Below are 13,501 nucleotides of genomic sequence, written 5' to 3' on the forward strand. Positions count from 1 at the left end.
GCAAGCCCGCTCACTACAATCAGTGTTTTTGGAGCCACCGCAGCAAGCCGGTCCGCTTGGCCGGCGCAGGCTTCTTCAGCACCACCGCATCACGGATGTCTTCGCGCTGATGCTGCAATCGGTCCAACGCCATCAACAAATCACTGCTGTGCTGCAACTGCGCGCCCAGCAGTGATTTTTCGATGCGGAACAACCGCCCGCTGGTGAGGCTGCGAAATTGCCCACGGGATCGCCCGTCCGCCAAGATGCCCTCCTCACCCATCACTTCGCCGGGGCCCATGCGACCGGCTTCGACCACGCGATCACCATCATGGATCGCTACCGACACCACGCCCGTGGCGATGATCATCAGGCTATCGGCGACTTCATCGAAGGCCAACAGCACCTGATTGGCCTGGAAGTCCACGGGGGTCATGGCGTCGGCCAGGCGGTCGCGTTCCTCAAGGCTGAGCGCACGCATCACCCGGACTTCCTCCAGCAATTGACGCTGGCGGCTCCAAGCCTTTGTGTTGGAGCCTTCACCCCAGGTCAGCCCAGCCGCTTCAAGGTGTCGATGGGCCAGGTCAAACATCAGGTTGCGCACGCCGCTGCGGGCCGAGCGTGAGGCGACGAAGCCCTTGAGTTCGTATTCGTTGAATTCCAGTTGCGAGCTCTTGATCGAGACTTTGGGCCCCGGCAGCAAGGCGTGAGTACCCTGCAAGGCTTTTTCCAAGGCCTCCAGTGCCAGGCGAGGCGCGATGCCGCTGGGCACCGCCAGGCTGACGCTGACGCCATGCGCCCCGCCCGGCCGGCTGTGGTTGAGGATCTTGGCCTTGGCCGCCAGGGAATTGGGCACCACAGCGGTGCTGCCCGCTTCCGTCTGCAAATGAGTAGAACGCCAATCGATGTCCAGCACCTTGCCCTCAACCCCATCGATGCTGACCCAATCATCGATCTGATAGGGCTTGGTGGTGTTGATCACGATGCCGCTGAACACGTCGCTCAACGTGCTTTGCAGCGCCAGGCCGAGGATGATCGCCATGGCGCCCGAGGTCGCCAACAGGCCCTTGACCGGAAGTTGCAGCACATAGGCCGCTGCGCCGACGATGGCGACCAGGAAGATCACCGCCCCCAGCACGTCATGCAGCAAGCGCGCGCTCTGCCCCACACGAGTGGTGAGGCCGTGGCCGAGGATCACGGTCAGGGTGCGTGCGGCGAACAACCACCAGCCGATGCCCAGCACGGTCGCCATCAGGTTGAGCACCGCGTCTTCCGGCCAAGGCGGTGGCTGCAAGGGGCTGATGCCGGCCGCCACCATGACCCAGCAAAACAGCGCGAACACCAGCACGCGCAACCCGCTGCGCAAGGTACGTCGCGCCGGGCCAAGGCCTTGCCACAACACCAGGTCCAGCAGGATCAGCACGCCGCCGAGCAGCAAGGGATGAGTAGAGAGGTTCATCAACTGGCCACCGCGAGCACCACCGGCTCGCCCAGGAACACGCTGCAGCGCGACCGCAACCAGCGCTCTCCCGGATCGTTATGGGTGGTGCCGCGCCACACCAGCGCCAGTTCCTGTTCGGGCAGCTCCAGCGGCGCACACTGCGCGCGAAGCCCACCGACTCCGGCCATGGCGCGCGCCACATAGTCGGGCACGATGGCGAGCATGTCGCTGTCGGCGAGCAGCACCGGTAACGCGCTGAAATGCGGCACAGTAAGCACCACTTTGCGCTGGCGCCCGATCAGGCCCAGCGCGCGGTCGGAGTCATCGATCACATTGCCCATGGACGACACGACCGCGTGGGGCCGCTGGCAGAACTCGTCCAGTCCCACGTCCCCTGGCCGGTGATCGGCGCGCAGCAGCATCGGACGCATCGGCCGCAGGCTTTTGCGGCGTGCATTGGCCGGCAGTTCCTGGGTATGGCTGATGCCCAGGGAGATCTCGCCACTGGTGAGCAGTTGCGACATCTGCCAGTGATCGGCACGGCGCACCACCAGGGTCATGTTGGGCGCCTCGATGCGCAGGCGCCGCAACAGGCTGGGCAGCAAGGCGTATTCCACGTCGTCGGACAGGCCGATATGAAAGGTGGCCTCGCTGGTCGCCGGGTTGAACGCCTGGCAGCGACTCAGCGCCGCCGCAATGCTGTCCAGCGCCGGGCCGAGATTGCTGAAGATTTCCTCGGCACGCGACGTGGGTTGCATCAGCCGCCCAGCGCGAATGAACAGCGGGTCATCGAACATCAACCGCAAGCGGCCGAGGGCACTGCTGATGGTCGGCTGGCCGAGGAACAATTTCTCGCCAACCCGGCTGACATTGCGCTCGTGCATCATCGACTCGAACACCACCAGCAGATTGATGTCAGCACGACGCAGGTCATTTCTGTTCATCATGTTAGCCACCCGGCCGCAGGGCCTTGGAGAGGAGTGAGAGGCCTCAGGTTATGGCGGCGCGGGCCGGGCGTCACTCCTACCTGGGGTCAAGGTGGTCATACCTGCGTATAGGGCTCTGAATGGAAAACATTCTCTGTGGTGAGTGGGCTTTTGGTAGTGAGCGAGCTTGCTCGCGCTGGGCTGCGAAGCGGCCCCAGTAAGACCACCGCATTTTTCCAGATAAACCCTAGGGCCTGGTTTTGGGGCCGCTTCGCGCCCCAGCGCGAGCAAGCTCGCTCACCACAAGGCCGCTGCTTGCAACAGAGAGGGCTTGGCAGGATTTCAGGGTTTTGTGTCCTACTCGGTGAGAACGGATGCTTTTAAAGTAAGTGACCCCTGCTCCACCCCCGATAACACCAACGGAGTGCCCGAACGCCATGAAAATTACCGTTCCCGCGAGCGCGCGCCGCGAACAGTCGTGGTTGACCGGCCTCTGGGACCGGCTGGTATTCACCCCCCGACAGACCCACGCACGCGCCTCGTTCGGCATCAGCCCGACCCCAGCGATCAACACCCTGGGCTGGGTGGTCGGGCTGGTCGTGGCCTGCGGCATCTTCGTGATCAACTCCGAAACCCACACCGACTGGGCGCCGACGCTGCTGTACATCACGCTGCTGTTGATGGCGGCCAACCTGTTTTCGATCAATGTGGTGATTGGCGTCGCGCTGTTTTCCATCGCGCTGCTCACTTCGCTGTTTCTCTACAACGGCAACTATGAGCGCTGGGAATCGATCACCGGGTTCTTCCGCTGCCTCACGGCGCTGTCCGCCATTACCTTTCTTGCCCTGCGCAGCAAGTACGCGGCGGACAGCCTGCGGCACAACGAGGCCTACCTGGTGGGCGCCCAGCGCCTGAGCCAGACCGGCAGCGTGAGCTTTCGTGGCGACAGCGATGCCATGTCGTGGTCCGAGGAATTGGCGCGGATCTTCGAATACCCGCACCAGCAGACGCCCACGGCAGCAATGGTGCTGGAGCGCACCCATCCCGACGACCGTCACCTGGCCCGCGAGGTCTTCGCCAAGGCCCTGAACCGCGAGCCGCTGATCGAGGTCAAGCACCGCCTGCTGATGCCGGATGGACGCGTCAAGCACCTGCATATGATCGCCAGCCCCGTCGAGAGCCGTGGGCATTTCGAATACCTGGGCGCGGTGAAGGACGTCACCGCCGACAAGCTCGCCGAAGAGGCGTTGTTCCATGCACAGAGCCAACTGGCCCACGTCACCCGCATCACCTCCCTGGGCGAATTGGCCGCCTCGATTGCCCATGAAGTGAACCAGCCGTTGACCGCCATCACCAGCAGTGGCGAAGCCTGTCGCCGCTGGCTCGACCGCGCCGAACCCGACCTCAATGAAGCCCGCCAGTCCCTGGACCGCATCGTCTCCAGCGCCTGCCGCGCCAGCGAGGTGATCAGCCGCATTCGCGCGCTGTCACGCAAGTGCGACCCACTGCGCAAACCCGAGTCGCTGGACGCCATCGTCAACGAAACCCTGGGCCTGGTGCAGCACGAACTGTCCCGCCATAAAGTACGCAGCCGCGTGGAACTGGGCGTGCTCGACGCACAGATCAACGCCGACCGCGTGCAGCTGCAACAGGTGCTGATCAACTTGATCATCAATGCCTGCCACGCCATGGAAACCGTTGCCCCGCGCCAGCGCCTGCTGCGGGTGCGCACCTGGGTAGACGGCGACAATGTCCTGCTCGAAGTGGCCGACCAGGGCATCGGCATTGACGCCAAGGACCTACCGACCTTGTTCCAACCCTTCTTCACCACCAAGCCCGATGGCCTGGGCATGGGCCTGTCGATCTGCCGTTCGATCATCGACTTCCACGGCGGCCGCCTCTGGGCCGCCAGCACGCCCGGCGAGGGCACCGCATTCACCTGCTCACTGCCACTGTTGGCCAAGGAGGCCCCATGAACGACCTTCACCCGATGAACCGCGTAATCAGCCAGGAACCCTGGGTGTATATCGTCGATGATGATCGCCCGCTGCGCGAATCCCTCGGCAGCCTGTTGCGCTCGGTGGGCCTGCAGGTCCAGCTGTTTGCTTCGGCCGCCGAGTTCATGCATTTCCCACGCCCCGACCTGCCCAGTTGCCTGGTGCTCGACGTACGCCTGCAAGGCACTAGCGGCCTGGATTTCCAGAATGAATTGGTGGCGGCGCGGATCAACCTACCCATCGTGTTCATGACCGGCCACGGCGACATCGCCATGACCGTGCGCGCGATGAAAGCCGGTGCCGTGGATTTCCTGGCCAAGCCGTTCCGCGAGCAGGACCTGATCGACGCGGTGTGCGCCGCCCACGCCAAGGACAAGGCGCGGCGTGAAGCCGAGCGCGGCGATGATGAACTGCGCAGCCGCTACGCCACCCTCACCCCCCGCGAGCAAACGGTGATGGCACTGGCGGTTTCCGGCCTGATGAACAAGCAGATTGCCGGCGAAATCGGCCTGAGTGAAATCACCGTGAAGATCCATCGCGGCCAGGCGATGCGCAAGATGCTCGCGCGCTCTTTCGCTGATCTGGTACGTATGGCCCAGGCCCTCGGCATCCCGGTCAAGCAGCAGGTTGGGTATACGCACGTATAGTATGTTGCCGGTGTGGACGGCGTATCGTGGGGTGATGGCGGGTTGCTTCCATGTGCAGCCCGATAGCCTCCAGGTAACGAAATGTCCGACACGAAGATAATTGCCATCGTCGATGATGATGAGTCCGTTCGCCTGGCACTGGATGGGCTGCTGCGCTCCAACGGCTACAGCGTCCGGCTCTATGCGAATGCCGAAGCCTTTCTCGGCTCCGATGCCCCCCGCACCACCGCCTGCCTGATCAGCGACATCCAGATGCCTGGCCTCACCGGCATCCAGCTCTACGAAACCCTGCATGCCGATGGCGTCTCACTGCCGGTGATTTTCATCACCGGCTACCCCGGCCCGCCGCCCAGTATCGACCCGGCATTGCCGCCGCCGATTGCATTCTTTCCCAAGCCGTTTTCCTGCGCCCAACTGATGGCCTGCCTCGCCGATGTGCTGGGCCGCTAATACCTTGGTATAGCCGCCTCACACCTACGCATGCCTGCATTGACCCTAGGTAGAAGTGTTCAAGGCAGGCCACCTGGATAGTCTGGCTCCACACAGTCCCACTCACGCAACAACGCCTCTCCAGGAGCAAACCATGAAACAGCACATTCTTATTATTGGCGCAGGGTTCGGTGGTGTCTGGAGCGCGTTGAGCGCGGCCCGCCTGCTGGACAAACATGACCGCAACGACGTGCAGATCAGCTTGCTCGCCCCGCAACCGGAACTGCGCATCCGCCCACGTTTCTACGAGCCCGATGTGCACACCATGATGGCGCCGCTGGGCCCGTTGTTCGACGCGGTGAACGTGACGTTCATCGAAGGCGCGGCGGACAGCATCGATGAAAACGGCAAGCAAGTGACCTACCGCGACGCAAGCGGCACTTCGACTACGATCAAGTACGACCGCTTGGTGCTGGCCGCCGGCAGCCGCCTGAATCGTCCGCAGATGCCAGGCATAGAGCATGTCTTCGATGTGGACCAGATCGAAGACGCCACACGCCTCGAAGCGCATATCAAGGCCTTGAAGAACCTGCCTGACAGCGCAGCGCGCAATACCGTGGTGGTCGCCGGGGGTGGTTTTACCGGTATCGAGACCGCCACCGAAATGCCGGCGCGCCTGCGTGAAGTACTGGGTGACAAGGCTGACATTCGCATCGTGGTGGTTGACCGTGGCCCGCAGATCGCCGCGTCCATGGGCGATGGCATTCGTCCCTCGATCATCGAAGCGAGCACCGAATTGGGCCTGGATTGGGTGCTTAACACTTCTGTCGCCTCGGTGGATGCCGGCGGCGTGACCCTGGCGAATGGGCAACGGATCGAATCCAGCACTGTAATCTGGACCATCGGTTTTCGCGCCAACCCGCTCACCGAACAGGTCAGCGGCACCCGCGACCCCCAGGGCCGCCTGCATGTGGACGGCAACCTCAAGGTCAAGGGCCAGGCTGACGTGTTCGCCGCTGGCGACGTGGCCTACGCCGCCACCGATGACTTGGGCAACTTCGCCGGCATGTCCTGCCAGCACGCCATCGCCCTGGGCCGTTATGCCGGCAATAACGTGGCCGCCGACCTGATCGGCGTCGCGCCGATGACCTACAGCCAGCCCAAGTACGTGACCTGCCTCGACCTCGGCGCCTGGGGCGCGGTGTTCACCGAAGGCTGGGACCGCCAGCTGAAACTGGTCGGCCAGGAAGCCAAGGACCTCAAGCACCAGATCAACACCGTGTGGATCTACCCTCCGGCCGCTGATCGCACCGTGGCGCTGGCGGCGGCGGACCCGTTGATTCCGGTGGCCTGATCTCCGTACTCCCTACACCGGCCAGCTCACTCCTTGCTGACCCGGTCATTCCCGAGCGCCCGCCGATGATGTTTAGGCGGGCGTTTTTTTATCGTCCTCACCCAACGAACGCGCCGCCAAGGCCCCCATCACCCCGCCCACCATCGGCGCCAGCCAGAACAGCCAAAGCTGCGCCAGGTACTCGCCCCCGGCAAACAACGCCGGCCCGGTGCTGCGTGCCGGGTTCACCGAAGTATTGGTCACCGGGATCAACACCAGGTGTATCAGCGCCAGCGCCAAGCCAATCGCAATCGGCGCAAAGCCAGGCACCGCGCCCGGTGCGGTCACACGCATGATGATGAACAAGAAGAAAAACGTAGCGATGAACTCCGCGAGCAACGCGGCCTTCATGTCGAAGTGGCCAGGGCTCAACGGACCATAACCGTTGGCGGCAAACCCACCCACTGTGAAATCCGGCTGCCCATTGGCAATCAGGTACAAGGCGGCCGCCGCGCCCATCGCACCGGCAACCTGCGCCGCGATATACGGCAGCACATCACCGCCGGCCACACGACGCCCCGCCCATAAGCCCAGGGTCACTGCCGGGTTGAAATGCCCACCGGAAATACCGCCTACCGCATAGGCCATGGTCAGCACCGTGAGCCCGAACGCCAGTGAAACGCCGACAAACCCAATGCCCAGTGCCGGGAAAGCCGCCGCCAGGATGGCGCTGCCACAGCCGCCGAACGTCAGCCAGAAAGTACCGATAAACTCGGCGGTCAAACGCTTTTGCACAATCGACTCCATTGCTGTTCAAGTGCCGTCACCACAGACCGTGGGCGGTCGTGGGGGACGGTAGCAATGGGTATCAAAAGGCTGTGTAAGACTTGTCTGGATTAATGCTTTTGAACGTTTAACGTCTGGAGAGTGAATAGGGGTCTTTGAACTAAAACCCGCTTACAACTGAACAGATGATCCAGCTGTCTGACTGCACTAGCATTGCCGACGACTAAGTCAATGGCGTACAAACAGCGTCATCGAACACTGGAGATAACCATGAGCAAATTTTTTGATGAGCTGATGGAAAGCGTGCAACAAATGGACGAAATAGTCCGAGGCGAGCGTCAGCCCTCTCGCGAATTTATTGTTGACGCGCTTCAAGCCAAACAAATCCGTAAGGCAACCGGCCTGACTCAAGCCAAATTCGCTGCGATGATCGATGTTCAAATCGGCACACTGCGTAATTGGGAACAGGGGCGACGGGAACCAACAGGGCCGGCCAAAGCGCTGTTGAGGGCCATCTACAATGACCCTGTGCATGTGTTGAATGCATTGGCGCCTTAGCCCAACGGTGGCTGGCGCGGGGTTTTGACTCAGGCTCGCGCCACACCCTGCCCAAACCGGCGGATCGCCAGGCAATACCCAATCAACGCCAGCGCCGCCAGCAACCCGCCCGCCGCGCCGATCCAGGCAAAGCCAAACTGGCTGCCGACCCAACTGCCCATCAGGGCGCCGCCGCCGATGCCGATGTTGTAGATGCCGGAAAACATCGCCATGGCCACGTCGGTTGCATCCGGGGCCAGCACCAGCACCTTGGATTGCATCGCCAGGCCAAAACCCATGATCGCCATGCCCCAGAACACGCTCAACACCACCAGGTAGGATTCTGCACCACTCAACGGCAGCAGCAGCGCCAGGCACGCGGCGAGGATGAATACCGCGCCGACCACGAACAGGTGCGGGTTGAATCGGTGCACCAGGCTGAACAGCAGCGAGCCGATGATGCCGGCGCCGCCGAACACCAGCAGGATCAGGGTGACCGCGCTGCCGCTCATGCCGGCGACGCCTTCGACGAAGGGTTCGATGTAGCTGTAGGCCGTGAATTGCGCGGTCACGGTCATGGCCGTGAGCACGTACAACGCCACCAGCGCCGGGCGCTTGAACAGCAGCGGCAGGCTGCGCAGGGAGCCGGAATTCTGGCTCGGCAGCAGCGGCAAGGTGCGCGCCAGCCAGAACACCAGGGCGGCGGCGAACGCGCCGATCACCAGGAACGTGGTGCGCCAGCCCATGGCTTCGCCCAGCAGGCGGCCCAACGGGATACCCAACACCATCGCCAAAGAAGTACCGGTAGCCAACAGGCCGAGGGCTTGCACCTGCTTGCCTTCCGGCGCCAGGCGCACTGCAAGGGACGCGGTGATCGACCAGAACAAGGCGTGGGACAAGGCAATGCCAATGCGGCTGATCATCAGGAGGCCGAAGCTGTTAGCGACACTGGAAAGGATGTGGCTGACGATAAACATGCAGAACAGCACGATCAGCAGCTTGCGCCGTTCGACGTTGCGAGTCAGTAGCATCACCGGCAGCGAGGTCAGGGACACGATCCAGGCGTAGATGGTAAGCATCAGGCCGACACTGGACACGGGCATGTCGAAGCTGGCACCGATGGCGCTGAGCAGCCCGACGGGCACGAATTCGGTGGTATTGAACACAAAGGCGGCCAACGCGAGGGCGATGACCGGTTGCCAGTTGGCTTGGGGCGTTGCGGCTGAAATGCTCATTGAAGGGCGCGGTACTCGGACGATGATCAGACGGCCACCCAGGACAAGCGCCGCCGCCGAGCATTCTATAGGTTTCTGGCGCGGCTGTTGACGCCGATCCGGCTCAAAACAACCTCAACCCCATTACGGCGCGCTCAGGGTGACCACGTAGGCCCCCGATTGAATGGGCTTGCCGAGGGCGTCCACCAGCACATACCGTTGGTCGTAATAGCGCCCATCACTGCTGTCGGCGACCAACCTGACCTTGGCCTGCGCAGTGCCCAGCGCTTTCACCGTGCCCACCGGTTGCACCGCCAACTGGCTGCCACGCAGGGCCTGGGGGCAGCCTTTGAGTTCCACCGTCGACCCACCCGGCGCAGCCGAATTACAACTTGGCTCGACAATACTGCCGTGAAATTGAATGACGCCTGAGGGCGCCGCCAGGCAAGCCCCCGCCCATACCGCAAGAACGCCGGTAACCAGTGACAAACGTTTAACGTTCATGTCGACGCTCCTTCTTGGGTAGTTAAGAAGGTAGTCGTCTGGCCCGGCGTTTACTTGAGCTTATTCGGCAAAGGCTGTGACGTAGATCAAGGATCCACCTGCCCCATCATTTCCGGGATGCTTTCCGGCCGCTTGGCGTAACGCTGGGCCAACGCCGCGCAAACCATCAGCTGAATCTGGTGGAACAGCATCAGCGGCAGAATCAGCACGCCCATGGTTGCCCCGGCAAACAATACCTGGGCCATCGGCACGCCGGTTGCCAGGCTCTTCTTCGAACCACAGAACAGGATGGTGATGCGGTCTTCCTGATTGAAGCCAAAGGCCTTGCCCAGCACGGTCGAGGCCACCAGCACCAAGGCGAGCAACACGCAGCACGCCACCACCAACCCACCCAGCTCCCACAACGGGATCTGGTGCCAGATGCCTTCGTTGACCGCTTCGCTGAACGCGCCATAGACCACCAGCAGAATCGAGCCCTGATCAACGAACTTCAGCCAGGATTTATTGCGGCCGACCCACTCGCCGATCCAGCGACGGGCAATCTGCCCGGCGATGAATGGCAACAGCAATTGCACGCTGATCTTCAGGATCGCGTCGACGGTTGAGCCACCCTCGCCGTGCACGTTGAGCAACAGTGTCACCAGCAACGGCGTGAGGAAGATCCCGAACAGGCTGGACGCCGCCGCACTGCAAATCGCCGCCGGAATATTGCCCCGCGCCAGCGACGTAAACGCAATCGCCGATTGCACCGTGGCCGGCAGGGCGCAGAGGTAGAGCATGCCCATGTACAGGTCTTTGCCGATCAGCGGCGACAACACCGGCTTGAGCGCCAGGCCCAGCAGCGGGAACAGCACGAAGGTCAGGCTGAACACCAACAAATGCAGGCGCCAGTGCCCGGCACCGGCAACAATCGCCTGGCGCGACAGCTTGGCACCGTGCAGGAAGAACAGCAGCGCAATCGCAAGGTTGGTGACCCAGCCGAAGGCCACGGCGGTCTGGCCGCTGGCGGGCAGCAGGGAAGCGAGGATCACCGTGGCGATCAGCGTCAGGGTGAAGTTGTCGGGCAGAAAACGGGGGCGAGTCATAAGCAGGATCTTCCAGGGGTTGCCAAGAGCGTCGTCGCGACTCTAACGTAACGGCTTGTTACCGACTAACGCCAATGAGCCAGTAAATGCCGCCTAAAGGACATGATAAGACCGTCCGCCGCAGTGTGCCTGGGCTTTCCAGCCTGCCACGGCCGGTGTACGGACGCACCGAATCCTTGCCCAATCGTGCGCTGACCCGTCGCCACAGCCACCCGTGGGTGCAATTGTCCTACGCGATTTCCGGGGTGCTGGAGATCCAGACCAGTGTCGGCCGCTTCGTCGCGCCGCCTCAGCGCGCGGTGTGGATTCCGGCGGGTATGCCGCACCGCGTGTTCAGTTCGCCCCACACGGAGATGCGCAGCCTGTACCTGGATTGCAGCGTCACCGCCTGGGCGGATGAGCGCTGCCATGTGCTGGAGGTGAGCAGTTTGCTGCGGGAGTTGATCCGCAGTTTCAGCGAACTGCCGGTGGAATATGCCGAAGATGGGCCGGATGGGCGTTTGGCCCAAGTGGTGCTGGACCAACTGGCGGCGGCGCCGCAAGTCGACTTGATGCTGCCGCTGCCGCTGGACCCGCGTTTACGCCAGATCTACCGCAGCTTGAATTCACACCCGGAGCAGCAGACGACCTTGGGCCAGTGGAGCCAGAAGCTGGGGGTGAGCGAGAAGACCCTCAGCCGCTTGTTCCTGAGCGACACCGGGCTGACCTTTCGGGCGTGGCGCCAGCGTTTGCGATTGCTCACCGCCCTGCCCGCCCTGGAGCAGGGCGAGCGGGTGACGGATGTGGCGCTGGGGTGTGGGTATGAATCCACCTCGGCGTTTATCAATGCATTTCGCCAGCAGTTCGAGGCGACGCCGGGTGAGTTCTTTCGCTAGGCGGAAGCCTTCGCCAGCATCGCCTGGAGCAACACATCCGCGCCCGCCGTCGACCATTCCTGGGAAATTTCTTCCGCCTCGTTATGGCTCAACCCATCCACACAGGGCACAAAGATCATCGCCGTCGGCGCCACCTGGTTCAGGTAGCAGGCATCGTGCCCGGCGCCGGAAATCATCGGCCGATGGCTATAGCCCAACGCCTGCGCCGACGCCCGCACGACTTCGACACAGCCCGCATCAAAGGCAATCGGCGCGTACTGGAAGATCTGCTTCACGCTGTGCTGCAAGCCAATGCCGTCGGCAATCTGCGCCACGGCATCACGCAACTGCTGGTCCTGGCGTGCCAAGACCGCTTCATCGGGGTGACGGAATTCCACACTGAAAAACACCCGCCCCGGCACCACGTTGCGTGAGTTGGGGAAGATATTCGCCATGCCCACCGTGGCCCGCCCTTCGGCGCCCTGCTCCAGGCCCAGCCCGTTGACGGCCTCGACCACCCGGGCAAAACCGAGCAAGGCATCCAGGCGGTGGTCCATGGGCGTGGTGCCCGCGTGGGCGCTGCGGCCGCTCAGTTCCACTTCGTACCAGCGCTGGCCCTGGGCGCCGGTGACCACGCCGATGGTAATGCCCTGTGCTTCGAGGATCGGGCCTTGTTCGATATGCAGTTCGAACGCGGCGTGGATCGCTTGGCCGCCCACCGGCTCGGTGCCAGCGTAGCCGATTTGCTGCAGCGCCTGGCCAATGGTCACGCCGGCTTTGTCTTCACGGGACAGCCCGTATTCCAGGTCAAACACGCCCGCGTAGACGCCCGACGAAATCATCGCCGGCGCAAAGCGTGAGCCTTCTTCGTTGGTCCAGTTGACCACTTCGATGGGCCGGTCGGTCTCGATCCCCAGGTCATTCAGGGTGCGCAGCACTTCCACGCCCGCAAGCACGCCGTAGATGCCGTCGTACTTGCCGCCAAAGGGCTGGGAGTCGCCGTGGGAACCGGTCATCACCGGGGCCAAATCGTCGAAGCGCCCTGCGCGACGGGCGAAGATATTGCCCATGGCATCCACGCGGATGCTGCAACCGGCCGCCTCGCACCACTGCACGAACAGGTCGCGGCCACGGCGGTCTTCGTCGGTCAGCGCCAGGCGCGAGACGCCGCCTTTTTCGGTGGCGCCGATCTGCGCCATTTCCATCAGCGAAGCCCACAGACGTTCGCCGTTCACACGCGCCAGCTTACTCATGGGGTTTGGCCCGATAGCGGAAGTCACAACGGTGATCGCCGCCCATGATGGTTTGGGTGCGGGTCAACTGGATGTCAGGGTTGTAGCCGACGATAAACAACTCGTCACGGTTGCACGACAGCAGGTGGCCGATCTCGCCCAGGCCCATCTCGTGGTACATCTCGGCGTAGCGGCAGCGTTTGACGTCGTAGTCGTAGTGCTCGGCGTCACTGGCGATGATCTCGACCTTCAGCGCGTCGTCCTTCTCCCACAGCACTTGCAGCTCGACGAAACTCTTGAGGTCGGCGCCCTGCTCTTCCAGCGACGCAAAATGCTTGCCGGCCTGGATCGCGGCATTGCCCACGGCTTCACCGATCACCGCAGCGGCAAAGTCCTTGCCCTGTTCGCGCTTGAGGATCTCGTAGATCGGCTTGATGATTTCGGCCTCGATGCGCCGCCGGGCGAGGATGCCCAGTTCACCTTCCAGTTTGCTCATTGTGTGCCTCCATCAGCTCCACAGAACCGGGTGCCCAACAG

Annotated in this window: 14 protein-coding genes; 6 read left to right on the forward strand and 8 right to left on the reverse strand. The window is 62.8% G+C overall.

Annotation, left to right across the window (positions count from 1 at the left end; all coding sequences use genetic code 11):
* Positions 1 to 19: 19 nt before the first annotated feature.
* Positions 20 to 1,438: a mechanosensitive ion channel family protein gene (locus HX812_RS02140; RefSeq protein ID WP_038846978.1), complete on the reverse strand. Its 1,419-nt coding sequence runs from the start codon at positions 1,436 to 1,438 to the stop codon at positions 20 to 22.
* Positions 1,438 to 2,367, reverse strand: coding sequence for a LysR family transcriptional regulator (locus tag HX812_RS02145; protein ID WP_038846980.1), 930 nt, complete (start codon positions 2,365 to 2,367; stop codon positions 1,438 to 1,440). The genes HX812_RS02140 and HX812_RS02145 overlap by 1 nt, the downstream gene beginning before the upstream one ends.
* A 416-nt stretch (positions 2,368 to 2,783) precedes the next feature.
* Here HX812_RS02145 and HX812_RS02150 point away from each other — a divergent pair, with 416 nt between their 5' ends.
* The 4 genes from HX812_RS02150 (at position 2,784) to HX812_RS02165 (ending at position 6,773) form a co-directional block, all read left to right on the forward strand.
* Entirely contained in the window at positions 2,784 to 4,322 is a 1,539-nt protein-coding gene (locus HX812_RS02150; RefSeq protein WP_080642395.1) for a sensor histidine kinase, read from the forward strand.
* Positions 4,319 to 4,990: a response regulator transcription factor gene (locus tag HX812_RS02155; protein WP_038846984.1), complete on the forward strand. Its 672-nt coding sequence runs from the start codon at positions 4,319 to 4,321 to the stop codon at positions 4,988 to 4,990. The genes HX812_RS02150 and HX812_RS02155 overlap by 4 nt, the downstream gene beginning before the upstream one ends.
* Positions 4,991 to 5,071: 81 nt before the next feature.
* Positions 5,072 to 5,440 carry a response regulator transcription factor gene (locus HX812_RS02160; RefSeq protein ID WP_038846986.1) on the forward strand — a complete coding sequence of 123 codons (369 nt, stop codon included), beginning with the start codon at positions 5,072 to 5,074 and terminating at the stop codon, positions 5,438 to 5,440.
* 133 nt (positions 5,441 to 5,573) lie between these two features.
* Positions 5,574 to 6,773, forward strand: coding sequence for an NAD(P)/FAD-dependent oxidoreductase (locus HX812_RS02165; protein ID WP_038846988.1), 1,200 nt, complete (start codon positions 5,574 to 5,576; stop codon positions 6,771 to 6,773).
* Positions 6,774 to 6,845: 72 nt separating this feature from the next.
* On the opposite strand, the gene aqpZ is transcribed toward HX812_RS02165, so the two are convergent.
* Positions 6,846 to 7,547 (reverse strand): aquaporin Z, encoded by a 702-nt coding sequence (gene aqpZ / locus HX812_RS02170; RefSeq protein ID WP_200864522.1) that lies wholly within the window; start codon positions 7,545 to 7,547, stop codon positions 6,846 to 6,848.
* Between the two features lie 261 nt (positions 7,548 to 7,808).
* Here aqpZ and HX812_RS02175 point away from each other — a divergent pair, with 261 nt between their 5' ends.
* Entirely contained in the window at positions 7,809 to 8,096 is a 288-nt protein-coding gene (locus HX812_RS02175; RefSeq protein WP_038846993.1) for a DNA-binding transcriptional regulator, read from the forward strand.
* A 29-nt stretch (positions 8,097 to 8,125) separates the two neighbouring features.
* On the opposite strand, the gene HX812_RS02180 is transcribed toward HX812_RS02175, so the two are convergent.
* The 3 genes from HX812_RS02180 to HX812_RS02190 form a co-directional block, all read right to left on the reverse strand.
* Positions 8,126 to 9,310, reverse strand: coding sequence for a sugar transporter (locus tag HX812_RS02180; protein ID WP_038846995.1), 1,185 nt, complete (start codon positions 9,308 to 9,310; stop codon positions 8,126 to 8,128).
* A gap of 123 nt (positions 9,311 to 9,433) precedes the next feature.
* Positions 9,434 to 9,793, reverse strand: coding sequence for a type 1 fimbrial protein (locus HX812_RS02185; protein ID WP_038846997.1), 360 nt, complete (start codon positions 9,791 to 9,793; stop codon positions 9,434 to 9,436).
* 86 nt (positions 9,794 to 9,879) lie between these two features.
* Positions 9,880 to 10,878 carry a bile acid:sodium symporter family protein gene (locus tag HX812_RS02190; RefSeq protein ID WP_038846999.1) on the reverse strand — a complete coding sequence of 333 codons (999 nt, stop codon included), beginning with the start codon at positions 10,876 to 10,878 and terminating at the stop codon, positions 9,880 to 9,882.
* Between the two features lie 86 nt (positions 10,879 to 10,964).
* Between HX812_RS02190 and HX812_RS02195 the strand changes: the two genes are divergently transcribed.
* Positions 10,965 to 11,753, forward strand: a complete 789-nt coding sequence (locus tag HX812_RS02195; protein WP_038847002.1) for a helix-turn-helix domain-containing protein — start codon at positions 10,965 to 10,967, stop codon at positions 11,751 to 11,753.
* On the opposite strand, the gene HX812_RS02200 is transcribed toward HX812_RS02195, so the two are convergent.
* Both HX812_RS02200 and HX812_RS02205 read right to left on the reverse strand, forming a co-directional pair.
* On the reverse strand, positions 11,750 to 12,985 hold the full coding sequence (locus HX812_RS02200) for a Zn-dependent hydrolase (RefSeq protein WP_080642396.1): 1,236 nt from the start codon (positions 12,983 to 12,985) through the stop codon (positions 11,750 to 11,752). The genes HX812_RS02195 and HX812_RS02200 overlap by 4 nt on opposite strands.
* Complete coding sequence (locus HX812_RS02205; protein WP_016977290.1) at positions 12,978 to 13,460, reverse strand: L-2-amino-thiazoline-4-carboxylic acid hydrolase; 483 nt, start codon at positions 13,458 to 13,460, stop codon at positions 12,978 to 12,980. Before HX812_RS02205 ends, HX812_RS02200 begins: the two co-directional genes overlap by 8 nt.
* Positions 13,461 to 13,501: the final 41 nt, after the last annotated feature.

Origin of the sequence: Pseudomonas sp. IPO3749 (genome assembly GCF_013386605.1) — a bacterium.
Taxonomy (GTDB): Bacteria; Pseudomonadota; Gammaproteobacteria; order Pseudomonadales; family Pseudomonadaceae; genus Aquipseudomonas; species Aquipseudomonas azotoformans_A.